Origin of the sequence: Pseudomonas sp. WS 5021 (assembly GCF_012985535.1) — a bacterium.
Lineage (GTDB): Bacteria > Pseudomonadota > Gammaproteobacteria > Pseudomonadales > Pseudomonadaceae > Aquipseudomonas.
The window spans coordinates 881,122-896,797 of the sequence record NZ_JAAQWP010000001.1 but is presented as its reverse complement, the minus strand read 5'-3'; the positions used below and the strand labels follow the sequence as shown (position 1 = coordinate 896,797).

Below are 15,676 nucleotides of genomic sequence, written 5' to 3'. Positions count from 1 at the left end.
GCGAGGTTTTCACCATGTACACCGCCATCGGCTACGCCGCCCAGTCGGCCACCACTCCCCTCGCCCCCATGTCCTTCGAGCGTCGCAGCCCGCGCGCCGATGACGTGGCAATCGAAATCCTGTACTGCGGCGTCTGCCACTCCGACATCCACCAGGCGCGCAACGAATGGGGTATCGCCGTGTACCCATTGATGCCGGGCCACGAGATTGTCGGCAAGGTCACTGCTGTCGGCGCCAGCGTCACCGCCCATAAGGTTGGCGACCTGGTCGGCGTGGGCTGCATGGTGGATTCGTGCCGCCACTGCCAAGCGTGCAAATCAGACTTGGAGCAATACTGCCTCGAAGGCCCGACCATGACCTACGCCACCCCGGATCGCGTGGACGGCAGCAACACCATGGGCGGCTACTCCGACAGCATCGTGGTCAGCGAACACTTCGTGGTGAAGATTCCGGCCAAGCTCGACCTGGCCAGCGCCGCACCGCTCCTCTGCGCGGGCATCACCACCTACTCGCCGCTCAAGCACTACGGGGTAAAGGCGGGCGACAAAGTCGGGATTCTCGGCATGGGTGGCCTGGGCCATATGGGCATCAAGTTTGCCAAGGCCATGGGCGCCGAAGTCACGCTGTTCACCCGCTCGGCGAGCAAGGCCGAGGAAGGCCGTCGCCAAGGCGCTGATCATGTGATCGTGTCCACCGATGCCGAGCAGATGAAGGCCGCAGCCGGCAGTTTCGACTTCCTGCTGGACACCATCCCGGTGCAGCACGATCTGAACCCCTACCTCGATGTCCTGCGTTTTGATGGCGTGCATATCCTGGTGGGCCTGATCGAACCGGTCGACCCGCCGGTCAATGCCGCCAAGCTGGTCTTGGGTCGTAAAGTCCTGGCCGGCTCGCTGATCGGCGGCATTGCCGAAACCCAGGAAGTCCTGGATTTCTGCGCAGAGCACGGCATTACCTGCGACATCGAAATGCTCGATATCCGCCAGATCAACGAAGCCTTTGCGCGCATGATTGCCGGCGACGTGAAGTACCGTTTCGTGATCGACATGGCCACCTTGAAGGCCTGATCAGGCCTTGGCCCCTAACTCCGCTGACAGCCGGGCCGCGACCTGTTTGACCACAGGAATCAGCTCGGCCATTTTTTCCAGCGGCATGTAGGGCACCGTACTGGCGATGCTGATGCCGGCGATAATCCGTCGGCTGGCATCGCGCACGGGTGCGGCCACGCAGCGGATCGACGGCTCGTTGTCTTCCAGGTCGAAGGCATAGCCGCCCGCCACATACTCTTTCATGCGCTGCTCGAACTGCTCCCAGGATTGCTCCGGGTGCTGCGGCCAGTGCAGGTTTTTCCCGCCTATCGGCAAGCTGGCCTGATACAGGCGCTGCCATTCTTCTGGCGTGTCATCGAGCAGCAAGGCCTTGCCGATGCCGGTGCGCGCCAGGGGCATGCGGTGACCGACGCGGGAACGCATTTCCGGGCCATTGCGCCCAGGATTCTTGTGCAGGTACAGCACCTCGTCGTACTCACGGATCGCCAGGTGGATGGTGTCGCCGGTCAGCGCCGACAGTTCATCCAGATAGGGTATCGCCAGCGTCACCAGCGGCAGTTCTTCCCGCGCCTGGAACCCCAACTCGATCAGCTTGGGCCCCAACAGGTAACCGACCTGCGGCACCACTCGCAGGTAACGCTCGTCCACCAGGCAACTGGCCAGGCGATGCGTGGTGCTGCGGGTGGTCCCGATGCGCCGGGCAATCTCCTTGAGATCCCGCGCACCCGCCGCCACCGCCTGCACCACGCCCAGGCCGCGCAGCAAGGTCTGGGTGCCGGTGGGCGCGGGGTCTTTGGCGGGGATCGCTGGGTTTTCCTGCATGTTTGGGCCTATCTAGAAATGCGAAAGCGGCGGCCATTATGGCAAATGCCGGGCCGCAAGACAGGGCCGATCTCAGCCCTGGGCAAACTCACGCAGCGCATCGCCTTCCATGCGGTAGCGCACCCATTCTTCCTGGGGTTGGGCGCCGATGGATTTGTAGAAGGCAATGGCCGGCTCGTTCCAGTCCAGAACGCTCCATTCGAAGCGCCCACAGCCATTGTCGTAGGCGATCTTTGCCAGGTGGCGCAGCAACTTCTTGCCCGCCCCGCCGCCGCGCTGTTCCGGGTTGATGTACAGGTCTTCCAGTTACAGGCAGTTGCTGCCCAGCCAGGTGGAATAGCTGAAGAAGAACACCGCAAACCCGATCGGCAAGCCGTCACGCAGGCAGATCAGGCCATGGGCGGTAGCACCTTCGCTGAACAGGCTGCGTTCGATGTCCACCACGCCGGCGATCACTTCGTGGCGAGCTTTTTCGTATTCGGCCAGCTCGGTGATGAAGGTCAGGATCTGCGCAGCATCGCTGGGCACGGCGGGACGAATCTCGATGGTCATGAACAGGCCTGCGGCTAAAAATAAAGGACACATACTAAGGCCCTTTGATAACCGTTTGCAGGGTTTTATGCACGCAGTTACTCCATAACTGCAGCAATGTTGGCACCCGTAACCGCAGAACAAATGGTGCAGTCGCGCGTGGTAAAAAGTCCGCCATAAATCCAACAGACGCCCAGGTTTGCCCATGCCCCCCCACTGCTCCCGTTGGCGGAAAACTCTGGCGCGCCTGATCTGGCGCCGGGCTTCGAAACACAAAATCTTACAGGTGGGCTGACACCGTTCGTCGTGATCCAGGCACCAACAATATGAGCGGGCGGACCAACCTAAGGTAAGGACTTTATTCCTATGGAGGCTCCACCATGAATACTTCCAAAGTGACTGCCCTCGCCCTCGCCGGTTTGCTGTCTGCGGTTTCCCTGGGCAGCTTCGCCGCGTCCGACCCTTCCACCGGCAAGACCGACCCGATTGGCAGCCCGCCCAACCCTGCCACCCAAGAGAGCAAAGACTCCATGGGCACCGGCCTGGATACCAATGGCGGAGCCATCATCCAGAACGGTGCCGACCCCCGCACCCAAGGCAATGACGGCAACCGCCAGGGCCTGGGTACCGATGTGGAGAACGGCAAGATCGGCCCCGGCAAGAATGCCGCCCCAAGCGGCAAGGATGACAACCTGCCCGGCGCACCGAAACAACCTTGACCCCTTGGCCGACAGACGAACACTACCCCACCACTGACCCTGAAGAGGTATGCATGAACGTCGATAAAAACCTGGAGAAAGAAGTCCTCACCCGCCTGCTGCACGCGCACCCGAACGGTTTGGGTAAGGAGGTGCTGGATAACTACCGGGGCGAAAAAGTCGTGGCCAGCACCCTGGCCACCCTTCAGGACCGTGGACTGATCAAGGAAGGCCATGTGACCTGCAACGAGGCTGGCGAACATGCGCTGCACCTGCCGATCAAACTGACGGCCTCTGGCGTGGACGCCGCCCGCAAGCTGGAAAGCCAACCGTAACGGCTGTCGAGCCCTGGCGAGGCTGCGCAACGCCCCTCGCCAGGCATTGCCTACAGCGTTGGGCGTTGCGCAGCCACCAGCAACATCATCGGCCGCTCCAGCTCCTCCGCCAACTCAGGCCGGGCCACAAGGTCCGCGGCACTCGGGCCCCACTCTTCAATATGGCTCAGGCTCAAGCCTGCCTTGATCAACAGGTTGAGCAGAGTGCCCAGGGTACGGTGCTGCTTGATCACGCCCTTGGCCAGCCAGTCGGTGACCCGCGGTCCTTCCAATTGATAACTGTCCAGCGGCCAGCTTCTGCGGCCTTGCTCATCGACCTGCCAGCCCGGCTGGCGGGGTGCCATGAAGATCGGGTGCTCGATGGAAAAAACCAGTCGCCCTCCCGGTTTCAAGGCCCTATGAATGCGGGTAAACAGCCCGGGCAGGTCGGCGATGTAGTGAAAGGCCAGCGAGCTGTAGGCCAAGTCGTAAGCAGCACCGGGCAGATCAAGTTGCTCGAGGTCGGCAATGGCATAAGTAATGGCCGAGGATGACGTCATTTCCTTCGCCCGCGCCAGCATCTTCTGTGAGACGTCCAGCCCCAGCACCTGTTCGGCGCCCTGCTCCTGGGCCCAGCGGCTGAACCAGCCATAACCACAGCCCAGGTCCACCACCTGCAAGCCCCGCATCGGCGGTAACAACGCCTGCAACGCGGGCCATTCCGGCGCGCCTGCCAACCCTTGCAGGGAGCGGCCCATTTGACTGTAGCCAGCGAAAAAGGCCGGGGTATCGTAGATATTCTGCGTCATGCCAGTATCAATCCCTGGGCTCCAGGCCTATCGAAAAGAACACCCCGCCACTCCAGATGCCCAGCCAACTCTCGCCTTCGATCTGGCGCGTCACCGCCAAGTCCACCAATTGGTAGAACACGTTGCGATGGACCAGTGCCTCAAGGTTGTTGCGCACCAGCACGTAGGGCGAAGGTTCCTGGGTGTGGGGATCGATCACCACCCGTAGCGGGTGCGCCGGGCCGGCTTCGATCAGGTCTTCGACATTGGAGGTAAACCGCAGGAGCTGGCTTTCGCCCTGCCCCTCGACCTCCAGCGACACCGCCACAAAAGGCGCGTCATCCACCTTGATCCCAACCTTTTCCACCGGTGTGATCAGAAAGTAATCATCGCCATCGCGGCGGATGATATTGGAGAACAGCTTGACCATCGGTTTGCGCCCGATGGGCGTGCCCAGGTAATACCAGGTGCCATCACGGGCAATACGCATGTCGATATCGCCACAGAAATCCGGGTTCCACAGGTGAACCGGTGCCGGTCCCTTGCCCTTGGGCAACTGTGCCAACAAATCATTGGCCTTGGCCGAACCCGTCATGCTGTTCTCCTTTGAATTATTGGTCGCTCATGCCCAGCAGGCTGCGGGCGTACTGGCGCAGCGGTGGGCCAAGCAAATCTTCGGGTTTGTTGTCGTGGAACGTCAGTAAACCGCCACGACTGCGGATCCGTGCAGTATCGATCAAATACTGGGTGCTGGTCTCGATCAACATGATCTGGATCACACCGCTGTCGACACCCAGCCGGTCGAGGGCTTCCTGGTCGGCCCACTCATCCGCATTGCCGATGCGATCATCGGCCTTGGCGAACCGCGTATACAACAGGTAATGGGCGCCTACCTCGCGGGCTTCGGCCATGGCCTGCTCCAGGCCTTCCGGGGCGCGGGCGCGGCGGACCATGGGGAAGTATTCGATGAAACCGTTGAAGGCTTCTTCGGCCACCACATTGGGCCGCGGATAGGCACTGCCCGGCGGCGTGAACGCGCCCTGGGCGATAAACACAAAGGAATCGGGCTGAATGCGAACCGAGTTGGAACGGCGGGTATCGCTGTGGTCCAGCAAGCCGGCATCGCTCATCTGATAGCGAGTGCCTTCGGCCATATCGCTGACTGTCATGCAGCCACCCAGCGCGAACGACGCCAGCAACAAAACCAGACTACGCATCCTATCCTCCAGAGGCCGGTGACGGAAAACCGGCGAATGGGCACAAGATGCAGATTTTGCGCCAGCTTGCCTGGCTAGCCGCCAATGATCTTCATCACCGTCGCCCCGCCTGAAAACGCCACTTCCTGCTTATCGCCCAAGGCCTTGACCAGCAACCCTTGTAACGCCGGCAGGGCCTGGTGGCGCGGCTTGTCCAACAGGTCGCCGACATAGTGCCGGTTGCTCGACGAAAGGCAGCCGTGCAGCCACCCCGTGGAAGACAGCCGCAGGCGCGAACAGGTTCGGCAAAACGGCACGCTTTCATTGGCGATCACGCCGAAGAAGCCCTGGCCGGGAATTTCATAACGCACGGCGGTGGCGTCCACAGGGGCGTCGGCCTGCAGATATTCGTGATGCTCGCCAATCAGGCTCAGCAGTTGTTGCAGGCTGACGAATTGCTGCAGGAAGGCGTTGGAGTCGCTGGCCAGATGGCCCATGCGCATCAACTCGATAAAACGCAGTTCATAACCGCGCGCCAGGCAATATTCCAGCAGCGGCATGACCTGGTCGAGGTTCTGCCCGCGCAGCGGCACCATATTGACCTTGATCTTGATCCCCGCCGCACGAGCCTGGTCCATGCCATCAAGGACGGTGGCCAGGTCGCCACCCCGGGCGATCCCGCGAAAGGCATCGGCATCCAGGGTGTCAAGGGACACATTGATGCGGCGAATGCCGGCATCGACCAGCAATGGCAACTTGCGCGCCAGTAACTGGCCATTGGTGGTCAGGCTGATATCGCTCAAGCCCATCTGCCCGACGGCCCGCATGAACGTTTCGAGCTTGGGGCTGACCAGTGGCTCGCCGCCGGTAATGCGCAGGCGATCGATGCCCGCCGCCTCGATCAGGTAGGCCACGCCACGCGCCATGGCTTCGGCCGAGAGTTCGTCCTGCGCAGCCACCAGCCGCTTGCCGTTGGGCACGCAGTAGGTACAGGCGTAATTGCAGGCTGAGGTCAGGCTGATCCGCAAATTGCGAAAACGCCTGCCTTGACGATCAACGATCATGGATCACTCCGGCAGCGGATAATTCGGGCGCGCTAAAACCTGACTCATAAATCAGATTTTAGCAAGGTCCTTGCCTGAGTATATTCCTGGGTTACTACATAGGGCAGTAAATCAGCCGGCCATTGTCCGGGTGAATGCCTTATGTGGCAGGCGTCTCGGGGTTCGGCAGCTCGGTGCTGTGCTTGCGCTTGTTGCCCATGCGCACGCCGATGTCCATCAAGAACTGGAAGAAGCCTTCCTGATCTTCCAGCACGTTGCTCCAGAATGGCGAGTGGTACAGCGCCACCGCGCCATGCACCAGGGCCCAGGCGGCGCAGTAGTGGAAATAAGGCGGCACATCTTCCAGCTTGCCTTCGCTGATGCGGCCCTTGATCAGCAGGGTCAGGCGCTCGAAGTTCGAGGCACGGATCTTGTGCAACTCCTCGACCATTTCCGGCACCTGGTGGCCCTTGACCACTTTTTCTTCCAGGCGGTCGAACAGGCGGTAGCGCTGCGGGTCGCGCATGCGGAACTCAAAGTACGCCCGGGACAGCGCTTCCTTATCCTTGTCGACGTCGGCCGAGTGCAGCAACTCGTTCAAATCGCGCTCGTAGTCGAGCATCAGGCGCAAGTAGATCTCGGCCTTGGACTTGAAGTGTTTATAGATGGTGCCTTTGCCGATACCCACGGCATCCGCAATCATCTCGACGGTGACGCTGTCTTCACCCTGTTCGAGGAACAATTTGAGCGCGGTGTCGAGAATTTCCTGCTCACGGCGGCGAAACTCACGGACCTTACGGGGTTCTTTGTGCATAGAAAGAGGTCTGCAGAGGTCAGTATTGGAAGGGTTCGATGCCCCGATGACGGAACGTTTTACCCGGTGCGAGGGATTATCCCGACTGAACGGTCGTTGGGCAACGTCTATATGAACAACCCATACACTAAACTTACAGCGCGCCAACGAATCAGGCGATGCGGGTCAGAAATTAAACGTCGATTCGCGCAATGTATTGCCGCTCAATGAGAACTCAAGCGAAGCGCACGTATTCCAAATCTGTTTAAAAAACGACCAGATGCGGCTGGACTGCACGGGATACTGATCAATACTTCATCTGTCGGTGTGACATCTCCCCCAAGTGAAACACCGATATGGGTACCAACGGACCGCGTACCCTTGTTTACTCCTAATGGTCTTAACCCGGATTCACCCCCCAGAACCCGGGTTTTTTTTGCCTGCAATTCAGCGAACGTGCGCCAGGGGGAACAGACGCTTGAAGTTCTCGGTGGTCTGCTCGGCAAAACGCTCCACCGACTCGCCGCGCAACATCGCCAGGTAATCCGCCACATCCCGCACATATTCCGGCAGGTTCGGCTTGCCGCGATGAGGGATCGGCGCCAGGTATGGCGAGTCGGTCTCCACCAGCAGACGGTCGGCGGGCACCTGGCGCGCCACATCACGCAGGGCCTCGGCGTTGCGGAAGGTGACGATGCCCGACAGGGAAATATAGAACCCCAGGTCCAGGGCCGCCTTGGCCATCTCCCAATCTTCGGTAAAACAGTGCAACACACCCGCCTGGGGCAGCGCCGCTTCGCGCAGCAGGGCCAGGGTGTCGGCGCGGGCGCCACGGGTATGCACGATCACAGGCTTGCCGGTCTGCTGCGCCGCTTGCAGGTGCAGGCGGAACGAAGCCTGCTGCAGGTCGGCGGCCTCCGGCTCGTAGTGGTAATCCAGGCCTGTCTCGCCGATGGCCACCACTCGCGGGTGATTGAGTTCGTCCAGCAGCCACTCCAGGGCCGGGGCTTCGCCAGGCTTGAGATCCAGAGGATGGATGCCCACCGAGCAATCTACATCGGCATAGCGCTCGGCCAGGGCCTTGACGTCGGCGGCGTTCTCGGCGCTGACACCGATACACAGGAAGTGCCCGACCCCACGCTGGCGCGCAGCTTCGAGGGCAGCATCCAGGGAGCCGTTGTGGGCGGCGAGGTCGAGGCGATCAAGGTGGCAATGGGAATCTACGAGCATAAGAAGTTACAACTTGCGTCACAGGAAGTGTCTGGCCGACGAAACATCCGTCGACCCCGAGAATATCAACGTCGGCCGAGCAACCCGACCCACTGCACCAGCAGGGCCTCAAGCAACAGCACGCGGTTCAGGTTGGCCTTGCCCAGGACTTTCTGGCGCTGGGCGAGGATCCAGTCCTGAATGTTCAACACCTTGTCCTGGGCGCTCTTCTGCGCCAGGTATTGCACGACCTTGCGCATGTCCATCAGGCCCAGGCCGTTTTCGTCCTGGGTCAGTTGATAGCGCAGGATCAGGCTGGACCAGTCGCAAAACCAGTCAAACAACAACAACAGCGGCACATCTTTCCAGCCTTCGGCCAGTTGCGTGGCGGACTGCTCTTGCTTGAGCAGCTTCTTCACCCCGTCGACCACCAGCGCGCGCTGCTCGCGCACGCCCTGGGCCTGCAAGCTGACCGCAGCCAGGGGCGAGCCGGCCGCCAGGGTCAGCAACTCGACCCGCTCCTGCTCGCTGCACTCGGGCAAGGCCTGGCCCAGCCACTGCAAGCTCATGGCCTCGCTCGGCAACGGGCAGGCCTGCTGCACGCAACGACTGCGGATAGTCGGCAGCAGGCGGCTGGATTGGTGGCTGACCAGCAGCAGCACCGTATCGCCGGAAGGTTCCTCAAGGCTCTTGAGCAAGGCGTTGGCGGCGTTGATGTTCATCGACTCCACCGGCTCGATCAGCACCACCTTGCGCCCGCCCATCTGCGCGGTCTGTACCACGAAGCTCACCAAGTCGCGCACCTGGTCGACCTTGATCGCCTTGTCGGCCTCCTCCGGTTCCAGCACGTAGTTGTCCGGATGGCTGCCGGCCTTGAGCAGCAGGCACGACTTGCAGTGCCCGCACGCCTCCAGCCCAGCCGGATTCTGGCACAACAAGCGTGCCATCAAGCGCTCGGCCAGGGCACGCTTGCCGATGCCTGCCGGCCCATGGAGCAAATAGGCATGGGCGTGCTGGGCGCGCCCGGCCAATTGCTGCCACAGGCTGTCCTGCCACGGATAGGCTTCAGCCACGGTAAAGCTCCAACAGTTTGGGTAGCAGCGCATCGATGGCCTGCTGCACCTGCTCCAGCGGCTGCGCGGCATCCAGCAGGCAGTAGCGCGACGGCGCAGCTTGGGCACGCTGCAGGTAAGCCGCGCGTACCGCCTCGAAAAACCCCCGGCCTTCCAGCTCGAAACGGTCCAGGCGCCCACGGGCACTGGCCCGGGCCAGGCCGACGTCTACCGGCAGGTCGAAAACCAGGGTCAAGTGCGGGCGCAGGTCACCCTGGACGAAGGTCTCCAGGGTCGCAATGCGTTCCAGGGACAGGCCGCGGCCAGCGCCCTGATAGGCGTAGGTGGAGTCGGTGAAACGGTCACAGATCACCACCGCGCCACGGGCCAGGGCCGGGCGGATCACCTCGGCCAAGTGCTGGGCACGTGCGGCAAACACCAGCAACAGCTCGGTGTCGGGGTTCATGACCTCGTCGCCAGTGGCCAGCAGCACCTCGCGGATTTTTTCCGCCAGGGGCGTGCCGCCAGGCTCGCGGGTCAGCAGCACCTCGATCCCTTCGGCCCGCAAGCGTTCGGCCAGGTATTCACGGTTGGTACTCTTGCCGGCGCCTTCCGGGCCTTCCAGGGTAATAAACAAGCCAGTCACAGGCAGTCCTTAGTCAGAGTCATTGCGGGCTTTGCGTGGGCGCAGCGGCGGGCGCGGCAGGCTCAACGGTCGCGGGTGCAGCCGGCGCAGGGCTGGAGCGATAATCGGCGCGACGCTTGAGTTGGTACTCGCGCACGGCGGCATTATGGGCATCCAGGCTGTCGGAAAAAACATGGCTGCCATCGCCTCGGGCCACGAAATACAGGCTGCTGCCCGGCACCGGATTCAACGCGGCATGGATCGCCTCGCGGCCGACCATGGCAATTGGCGTCGGTGGCAGGCCGCTGATCATGTAGGTGTTATAGGGCGTGGCTTCCTTGAGGTGCGCGCGCGTCAACTTGCCGTTATAGCGCTCGCCCATGCCGTAGATCACGGTGGGGTCGGTTTGCAGCAGCATGCCGATCTTCAGGCGCCGCACAAACACCCCGGCAATCTGCCCACGCTCCTCGGGCACACCGGTTTCCTTCTCGACCAGCGACGCCATGATCAGCGCCTGGTAGGGGTCGGTATAGGGCGCATCCGGGGCGCGTCGCTGCCATTCCTGGGCCAGCACCTCGTCCAGGCGGTTGTAGGCTTTCTTCAGGAACTCGACATCGGTCATGCCGCGCACAAAACGGTAGGTGTCGGGGAAGAACCGCCCTTCGGGGAATTCGTCGGGATGGCCGATTTTTTCCATTACCTCGGAATCACTCAATCCCGCCAGGGTCTGTTCGATTTTTTCATGCTTGGCCAAGGCACTGCGCACCTGGCGGAAGTTCCAGCCTTCCACCAGGGTCAGGCTGTACTGCACCACTTCGCCGCGCTGCCACAGGCCGATCAAGCCCTGGGCCGTCAGGCCGGGCGCCATGCGGTACTCGCCACTGTGCAGGGGCTGGCCATCAAGATTGAAGCGCCAGTAGAGGCGTAGCCAGAAGGCATCCTCAAGCACGCCGTCGTTTTCCAGGCGATTGAAAGTGCCCGTAGGGGTCGCGCCAGCGGCTACATCCAGCAATTGCTCCTGGGACAGATTCAGCGGCTGCTTCAAGGCCGAGTCCAGCTTCCAGGCCGAAAAGCCCAGGAGCAAACCCGCCAGGACCAGGCCGATCTCCAGCAGCAATACAATTTTACGTCTCAAATCAAATACCCAATAGCGCGCGAACAATGCCTTGCAGTTTACGGGTGAGCGGCCCGGCCGACCAGCTCATTGGCCCACATCCAAGCACCGGCCAAATGCCATACACGCTGTTGCAGACGAACACTTCATCAGCCTGTTGCAGCTGCGCAAGGCTGATATCGGCAACCGTGGTGACAATGCCCAGCGCCTCGGCACTGGCCAGCAACTCGGCACGCATGACGCCGGCCACGCCACAGCGGCTCAGGTCGGCCGTCAGCAGTTGGCCGGCATGCACCAGGAACAGGTTGCTGAACACACCTTCGATAACGCGCCCGGACATATCCAGCATCAATCCTTCCGCGTGATCGGCATCTTGCCACTCGGCGCGGGCCAGGACCTGTTCGAGACGATTGAGGTGCTTGAGACCTGCGAGCAAGGGTTGCTCGGACAAACGGGTGGCACAGGGAAACAGGCGTATGCCTGATGAACCATGAGCCTGGGGATAGGTGGCAGGCGGGCTGCCTTGCAGGATACGCCGCGCTGGGGCGCCTGCATTGATGCCATAACCGCGCAGGCTATCGCCACGGGTGAGGATCAACTTGAGAACGCCGTCACCGAGGGCTGCCGCGTAAGCCAGCACCTCGCTGCGGATCAGATCCGGGGCCACCGCAAGCGCCAGGCGCCTGCAGCCGTCGTCGAGGCGTTGCAGGTGACGATCCAGCAGCACGGGCTGCCCGGCCTTGACCGCGATGGTTTCAAACAAACCATCGCCGTAGGCCAGGCCGCGATCTTTCAGCGGCACTGCGTCCGCTGGCTGACCGTCGACCCAGCAGTGCATCACTCGGCGAACCGGCGGAACACCAGGGAACCGTTGGTACCACCAAAACCGAACGAGTTGGACAGCACCACGTCGATCGGCATTTTCTGCGGCTCGTGAGGCACGAAGTTCAGGTCGCAGCCTTCGTCCGGCTCATCAAGGTTGATGGTCGGCGGCGCGACCTGGTCCTTGATCGCCAGCACACTGAAAATCGCTTCAACCGCGCCAGCCGCACCCAGCAGGTGACCGGTCATGGACTTGGTGGAGCTGACCGCCAGCTTGTAGGCGTGCTCGCCGAACACCGACCTGATGGCCTGGGCTTCCGCCAGGTCGCCAGTTGGCGTCGAGGTGCCGTGGGCGTTGATGTACTGCACCTGGTCGACGTTGATCTTCGCATCGCGCAGGGCATTGCTGATGCAACGCGCAGCGCCCGCGCCATCGGCGGGTGGCGAGGTCATGTGGTACGCATCGCCACTCATGCCAAAACCGATCAGCTCGGCGTAGATCGTCGCGCCACGGGCCTTGGCGTGCTCCAACTCTTCGAGGACCAGGGCACCGGCACCGTCGGACAGTACAAAGCCATCACGGCCCTTGTCCCACGGACGGCTGGCACGGGTCGGCTCGTCATTGCGCGTCGACAGCGCACGGGACGCGCCGAAGCCGCCCATGCCCAGGCCGCAGGCGGCCATTTCGGCACCACCTGCGATCATCACGTCAGCCTCGTCATAGGCGATATTGCGCGCCGCCATGCCGATGCAGTGAGTGCCCGTGGTGCACGCCGTGGAAATGGCGTAGTTAGGCCCCTGGGCACCCAGATGGATGGACAGGAAGCCGGAAATCATATTGATGATCGAGCCCGGGACGAAGAACGGTGAAATTCGACGAGGGCCGGAGTCGTGCAGCGTGCGGCTGGTTTCTTCGATATTGGTCAGACCGCCAATACCCGAACCCATGGCCACGCCGATGCGTTCACGGTTGGCATCGGTGACTTCCAGGCCAGCATTACGCACTGCCTGAAAACCGGCTGCCAGGCCGTATTGAATGAACAGGTCGAGTTTGCGGGATTCCTTGATCGAGAGATATTCCTCGACATTGAAGCCCTTTACCGAGCCGCCAAAACGGGTGGAATAGGCAGAAAGGTCCGTATGTTCAATCAGACCGATACCACTGTGGCCAGCCAGAATGCCCTGCCAACTGCTCGGCACATCCGTACCCAGTGGCGACAACATACCCATACCGGTGACTACGACGCGTCTACGCGACACAGCACTCTCCTTTTTCTAATGACGACACTTTGTTTCAAAGCTCATTTTTCATCAGAGCTAAAGAAAAAACCGCACGCCGTTATAGCAGTGCGGTTTTTCCATGACAGCAAGCGACGATTACAAACTATTACGCCTGGTGGCTAGTAACGTAGTCGATAGCAGCTTGAACAGTAGTGATTTTTTCAGCTTCTTCGTCCGGGATTTCGGTCTCGAATTCCTCTTCCAGAGCCATCACCAGCTCAACGGTGTCAAGGGAGTCGGCACCCAGGTCTTCAACGAAGGAAGAAGTGTTTTTCACTTCGTCTTCTTTAACGCCCAGTTGCTCGGCAACGATTTTCTTGACGCGCTCTTCGATGGTGCTCATACCTTGTTTTCACTCCTAATGGACAAATTCAGGCAGCTGGCCAGTGGGTAAGTGTATAGAAAGGCTTTTCAGCTTTTCAACTGAAAGCTTCACCCTCGTACCCTACCGACCACCTGTCTATAAATAGATTGCAGCTTTATAACGGATTTTAGACAGCTCGTATGACATTTTTTTGAAGCGATCCGTCACAATTTAACTCATGTACATCCCGCCGTTCACCGGGATTGTAGCCCCAGTCACGTATGCCGCACCGTCAGATGCCAGGAAAGAGACCACATTGGCGATCTCTTGTGCCTGGCCCAGACGGCCCAGCGGAATTTGCGTCAGCAACGCATCACGTTGCGCTTCAGGCAATTCGCGGGTCATATCGGTATCGATAAACCCTGGAGCCACCGAGTTGACCGTAATCGACCGCGAGCCGACTTCACGCGCCAGGGCACGGCTGAAACCTTCCAGGCCGGCCTTGGCAGAGGCGTAGTTTACTTGGCCTGCGTTGCCCATGGCACCCACTACGGAGCCAATATTGATAATTCGACCCCAACGCGCCTTGGTCATGCCGCGCAAAACACCCTTGGACAGGCGAAACAGACTGTTCAGGTTGGTATCGACCACGTCGTACCACTCGTCGTCTTTCATGCGCATCATCAGGTTGTCGCGGGTAATTCCGGCGTTGTTCACCAGAATGGCCGGTGTTCCGAACTGTGCAGTGATCTGGGCCAAAACAGCAGCCACGGACTCATCACTGGTCACGTTGAGCTCCAGGCCGGTACCCTGCACGCCGTTTTCCTTGAGGGTCGCGGCGATACGCTCGGCGCCCGAGGCGGACGTGGCAGTTCCGATCACTACCGCGCCCTGACGGCCCAGTTCCAGGGCAATCGCCTGGCCAATGCCACGGCTTGCGCCGGTAACCAGTGCAACTTTACCTTGCAGACTCATGCAGGCTTCTCCTTAGTTCAGGCCAGTGCGGCGCGGGCGGCGGCGAAGCCATCCGGGGTATTGAGGTTGGACGTCGACACGCCCTCGGCGCAGCGCTTGTTGAGGCCGGCCAGGACTTTACCCGGACCACACTCAACTAGTTGGGTAGCGCCCTTGGCGGCCAGGGTCTGGACTGATTCAACCCAGCGTACCGGCTTGTACAGTTGCTCCAGCAGGTCGCGCTTGAGGGTTTCCAGGTCCGGCGCCACGTCGGCGCTGACGTTTTGCACCAACGGGATCTGCGGTGCCTGCCAGTTGATGGCTGCGATGGACTCGGCAAAACGCTCGGCCGCCGGGCGCATCAACTCGCAATGGGACGGCACGCTGACCGGCAGTGGCAACGCACGCTTGGCGCCACGGGCCTTGCAGCCTTCGATGGCACGCTCAACCGCAGCCTTGGCACCGGCGATCACTACCTGGCCTGGGGAATTGAAATTCACCGCGCTGACCACTTCGCCCTGGGCCGCTTCGGCGCAGGCTTCGATCACCACGGCGTCGTCCAGGCCCAGGATCGCGGCCATGCCGCCCTGCCCGGCTGGAACCGCTTCTTGCATCAGTTGGCCACGGCGCTCTACCAGCTTGACCGCTTCAGCGAGGGTCAGACTGCCCGCCGCGACCAGGGCGCTGTATTCGCCCAGGCTATGACCGGCAACAAAAGCCGGACGTGCGCCGCCTTCGGCCAGCCAAACGCGCCACAGCGCGACGGAAGCCGTCAGGATGGCCGGCTGGGTTTTATCGGTTTGATTGAGCAGTTCTTCCGGCCCGTCCTGGGTCAATGCCCAAAGGTCGTAGCCCAAGGCAGCAGACGCTTCCTTGAATGTCTCCAGGACTAGCGGGTATTGCGCGCCCAGCTCGGCCAACATGCCGAGGGACTGCGAACCCTGCCCTGGAAAGACGAATGCGAGGGATGTAGACATGTAACAAGCCCCTAATGATCTGGTCGTCGGTGAATTGACGCCCCACAACTGGGAGCGCAAGAAACTGACAGATTGGATGGTCAATTGAACTGGCCGGTCACATT

Annotated in this window: 18 protein-coding genes and 1 pseudogene; 3 read left to right on the top strand and 16 right to left on the bottom strand. The window is 61.2% G+C overall.

Going from position 1 to position 15,676, the window contains the following annotated elements; all coding sequences use genetic code 11:
* The first annotated feature begins 14 nt into the window (after nt 1-14).
* On the top strand, nt 15-1,067 hold the full coding sequence (locus tag HBO19_RS04135) for an NAD(P)-dependent alcohol dehydrogenase (RefSeq protein WP_169955226.1): 1,053 nt from the start codon (nt 15-17) through the stop codon (nt 1,065-1,067).
* Here the strand turns inward: HBO19_RS04135 and HBO19_RS04130 are convergent, their stop codons facing one another.
* Both HBO19_RS04130 and HBO19_RS04125 read right to left on the bottom strand, forming a co-directional pair.
* Nucleotides 1,068-1,871, bottom strand: coding sequence for an IclR family transcriptional regulator (locus tag HBO19_RS04130; protein WP_169955225.1), 804 nt, complete (start codon nt 1,869-1,871; stop codon nt 1,068-1,070).
* A gap of 72 nt (nt 1,872-1,943) precedes the next feature.
* Nucleotides 1,944-2,423 (bottom strand): annotated as a pseudogene (locus tag HBO19_RS04125) (GNAT family N-acetyltransferase).
* A gap of 359 nt (nt 2,424-2,782) precedes the next feature.
* Between HBO19_RS04125 and HBO19_RS04120 the strand changes: the two are divergent.
* A complete protein-coding gene (locus tag HBO19_RS04120) occupies nt 2,783-3,121 on the top strand; it encodes a hypothetical protein (RefSeq protein ID WP_170056940.1) in 339 nt (112 codons plus the stop codon).
* A 53-nt stretch (nt 3,122-3,174) separates the two neighbouring features.
* Complete coding sequence (locus HBO19_RS04115; protein WP_169955223.1) at nt 3,175-3,435, top strand: hypothetical protein; 261 nt, start codon at nt 3,175-3,177, stop codon at nt 3,433-3,435.
* A gap of 50 nt (nt 3,436-3,485) precedes the next feature.
* Here the strand turns inward: HBO19_RS04115 and HBO19_RS04110 are convergent, their stop codons facing one another.
* The 14 genes from HBO19_RS04110 to fabD form a co-directional block, all read right to left on the bottom strand.
* Nucleotides 3,486-4,223 (bottom strand): class I SAM-dependent methyltransferase, encoded by a 738-nt coding sequence (locus HBO19_RS04110; protein ID WP_170056939.1) that lies wholly within the window; start codon nt 4,221-4,223, stop codon nt 3,486-3,488.
* Between the two features lie 7 nt (nt 4,224-4,230).
* On the bottom strand, nt 4,231-4,797 hold the full coding sequence (locus HBO19_RS04105) for a DUF1285 domain-containing protein (RefSeq protein ID WP_169955221.1): 567 nt from the start codon (nt 4,795-4,797) through the stop codon (nt 4,231-4,233).
* Between the two features lie 16 nt (nt 4,798-4,813).
* Entirely contained in the window at nt 4,814-5,419 is a 606-nt protein-coding gene (locus tag HBO19_RS04100) for a DUF4823 domain-containing protein (protein WP_038442470.1), read from the bottom strand.
* 74 nt (nt 5,420-5,493) lie between these two features.
* On the bottom strand, nt 5,494-6,462 hold the full coding sequence (locus HBO19_RS04095) for a radical SAM protein (protein WP_170056938.1): 969 nt from the start codon (nt 6,460-6,462) through the stop codon (nt 5,494-5,496).
* A gap of 139 nt (nt 6,463-6,601) precedes the next feature.
* Nucleotides 6,602-7,255: a TetR/AcrR family transcriptional regulator gene (locus HBO19_RS04090; protein WP_169955218.1), complete on the bottom strand. Its 654-nt coding sequence runs from the start codon at nt 7,253-7,255 to the stop codon at nt 6,602-6,604.
* Nucleotides 7,256-7,681: 426 nt separating this feature from the next.
* Nucleotides 7,682-8,464 carry a TatD family hydrolase gene (locus HBO19_RS04085; RefSeq protein ID WP_169955217.1) on the bottom strand — a complete coding sequence of 261 codons (783 nt, stop codon included), beginning with the start codon at nt 8,462-8,464 and terminating at the stop codon, nt 7,682-7,684.
* Nucleotides 8,465-8,529: 65 nt separating this feature from the next.
* A complete protein-coding gene (locus HBO19_RS04080) occupies nt 8,530-9,516 on the bottom strand; it encodes a DNA polymerase III subunit delta' (protein WP_169955216.1) in 987 nt (328 codons plus the stop codon).
* The gene (gene tmk, locus HBO19_RS04075; RefSeq protein WP_169955215.1) at nt 9,509-10,141 is read right to left on the bottom strand and encodes a dTMP kinase; all 633 of its coding nucleotides are present in this window, start codon (nt 10,139-10,141) and stop codon (nt 9,509-9,511) included. The genes HBO19_RS04080 and tmk overlap by 8 nt, the downstream gene beginning before the upstream one ends.
* Nucleotides 10,142-10,160: 19 nt before the next feature.
* On the bottom strand, nt 10,161-11,255 hold the full coding sequence (gene mltG / locus HBO19_RS04070) for an endolytic transglycosylase MltG (protein ID WP_170056937.1): 1,095 nt from the start codon (nt 11,253-11,255) through the stop codon (nt 10,161-10,163).
* A 1-nt stretch (nt 11,256) separates the two neighbouring features.
* Nucleotides 11,257-12,072, bottom strand: a complete 816-nt coding sequence (gene pabC / locus HBO19_RS04065) for an aminodeoxychorismate lyase (protein ID WP_170057094.1) — start codon at nt 12,070-12,072, stop codon at nt 11,257-11,259.
* Nucleotides 12,072-13,316, bottom strand: a complete 1,245-nt coding sequence (gene fabF / locus HBO19_RS04060) for a beta-ketoacyl-ACP synthase II (RefSeq protein WP_169955213.1) — start codon at nt 13,314-13,316, stop codon at nt 12,072-12,074. Before fabF ends, pabC begins: the two co-directional genes overlap by 1 nt.
* Nucleotides 13,317-13,443: 127 nt before the next feature.
* Nucleotides 13,444-13,680 carry an acyl carrier protein gene (acpP, locus tag HBO19_RS04055; protein WP_076964148.1) on the bottom strand — a complete coding sequence of 79 codons (237 nt, stop codon included), beginning with the start codon at nt 13,678-13,680 and terminating at the stop codon, nt 13,444-13,446.
* Between the two features lie 192 nt (nt 13,681-13,872).
* Nucleotides 13,873-14,616, bottom strand: a complete 744-nt coding sequence (gene fabG, locus HBO19_RS04050; protein WP_169955212.1) for a 3-oxoacyl-ACP reductase FabG — start codon at nt 14,614-14,616, stop codon at nt 13,873-13,875.
* A gap of 17 nt (nt 14,617-14,633) precedes the next feature.
* Complete coding sequence (gene fabD, locus HBO19_RS04045) at nt 14,634-15,572, bottom strand: ACP S-malonyltransferase (RefSeq protein ID WP_170043757.1); 939 nt, start codon at nt 15,570-15,572, stop codon at nt 14,634-14,636.
* Between the last annotated feature and the right edge of the window lie 104 nt (nt 15,573-15,676).

Coding starts and splice junctions, on each gene's coding strand:
- acpP (WP_076964148.1), bottom strand. CDS start 13,680: ATGAGCACCATCGAAGAGCGCGTCAAGAAAATCGTTGCCGAGCAACTG.
- fabG (WP_169955212.1), bottom strand. CDS start 14,616: ATGAGTCTGCAAGGTAAAGTTGCACTGGTTACCGGCGCAAGCCGTGGC.
- HBO19_RS04090 (WP_169955218.1), bottom strand. CDS start 7,255: ATGCACAAAGAACCCCGTAAGGTCCGTGAGTTTCGCCGCCGTGAGCAG.
- HBO19_RS04110 (WP_170056939.1), bottom strand. CDS start 4,223: ATGACGCAGAATATCTACGATACCCCGGCCTTTTTCGCTGGCTACAGT.
- HBO19_RS04105 (WP_169955221.1), bottom strand. CDS start 4,797: ATGACGGGTTCGGCCAAGGCCAATGATTTGTTGGCACAGTTGCCCAAG.
- HBO19_RS04115 (WP_169955223.1), top strand. CDS start 3,175: ATGAACGTCGATAAAAACCTGGAGAAAGAAGTCCTCACCCGCCTGCTG.
- HBO19_RS04135 (WP_169955226.1), top strand. CDS start 15: ATGTACACCGCCATCGGCTACGCCGCCCAGTCGGCCACCACTCCCCTC.
- HBO19_RS04095 (WP_170056938.1), bottom strand. CDS start 6,462: ATGATCGTTGATCGTCAAGGCAGGCGTTTTCGCAATTTGCGGATCAGC.
- HBO19_RS04100 (WP_038442470.1), bottom strand. CDS start 5,419: ATGCGTAGTCTGGTTTTGTTGCTGGCGTCGTTCGCGCTGGGTGGCTGC.
- HBO19_RS04085 (WP_169955217.1), bottom strand. CDS start 8,464: ATGCTCGTAGATTCCCATTGCCACCTTGATCGCCTCGACCTCGCCGCC.
- fabD (WP_170043757.1), bottom strand. CDS start 15,572: ATGTCTACATCCCTCGCATTCGTCTTTCCAGGGCAGGGTTCGCAGTCC.
- pabC (WP_170057094.1), bottom strand. CDS start 12,072: ATGCACTGCTGGGTCGACGGTCAGCCAGCGGACGCAGTGCCGCTGAAA.
- HBO19_RS04130 (WP_169955225.1), bottom strand. CDS start 1,871: ATGCAGGAAAACCCAGCGATCCCCGCCAAAGACCCCGCGCCCACCGGC.
- HBO19_RS04120 (WP_170056940.1), top strand. CDS start 2,783: ATGAATACTTCCAAAGTGACTGCCCTCGCCCTCGCCGGTTTGCTGTCT.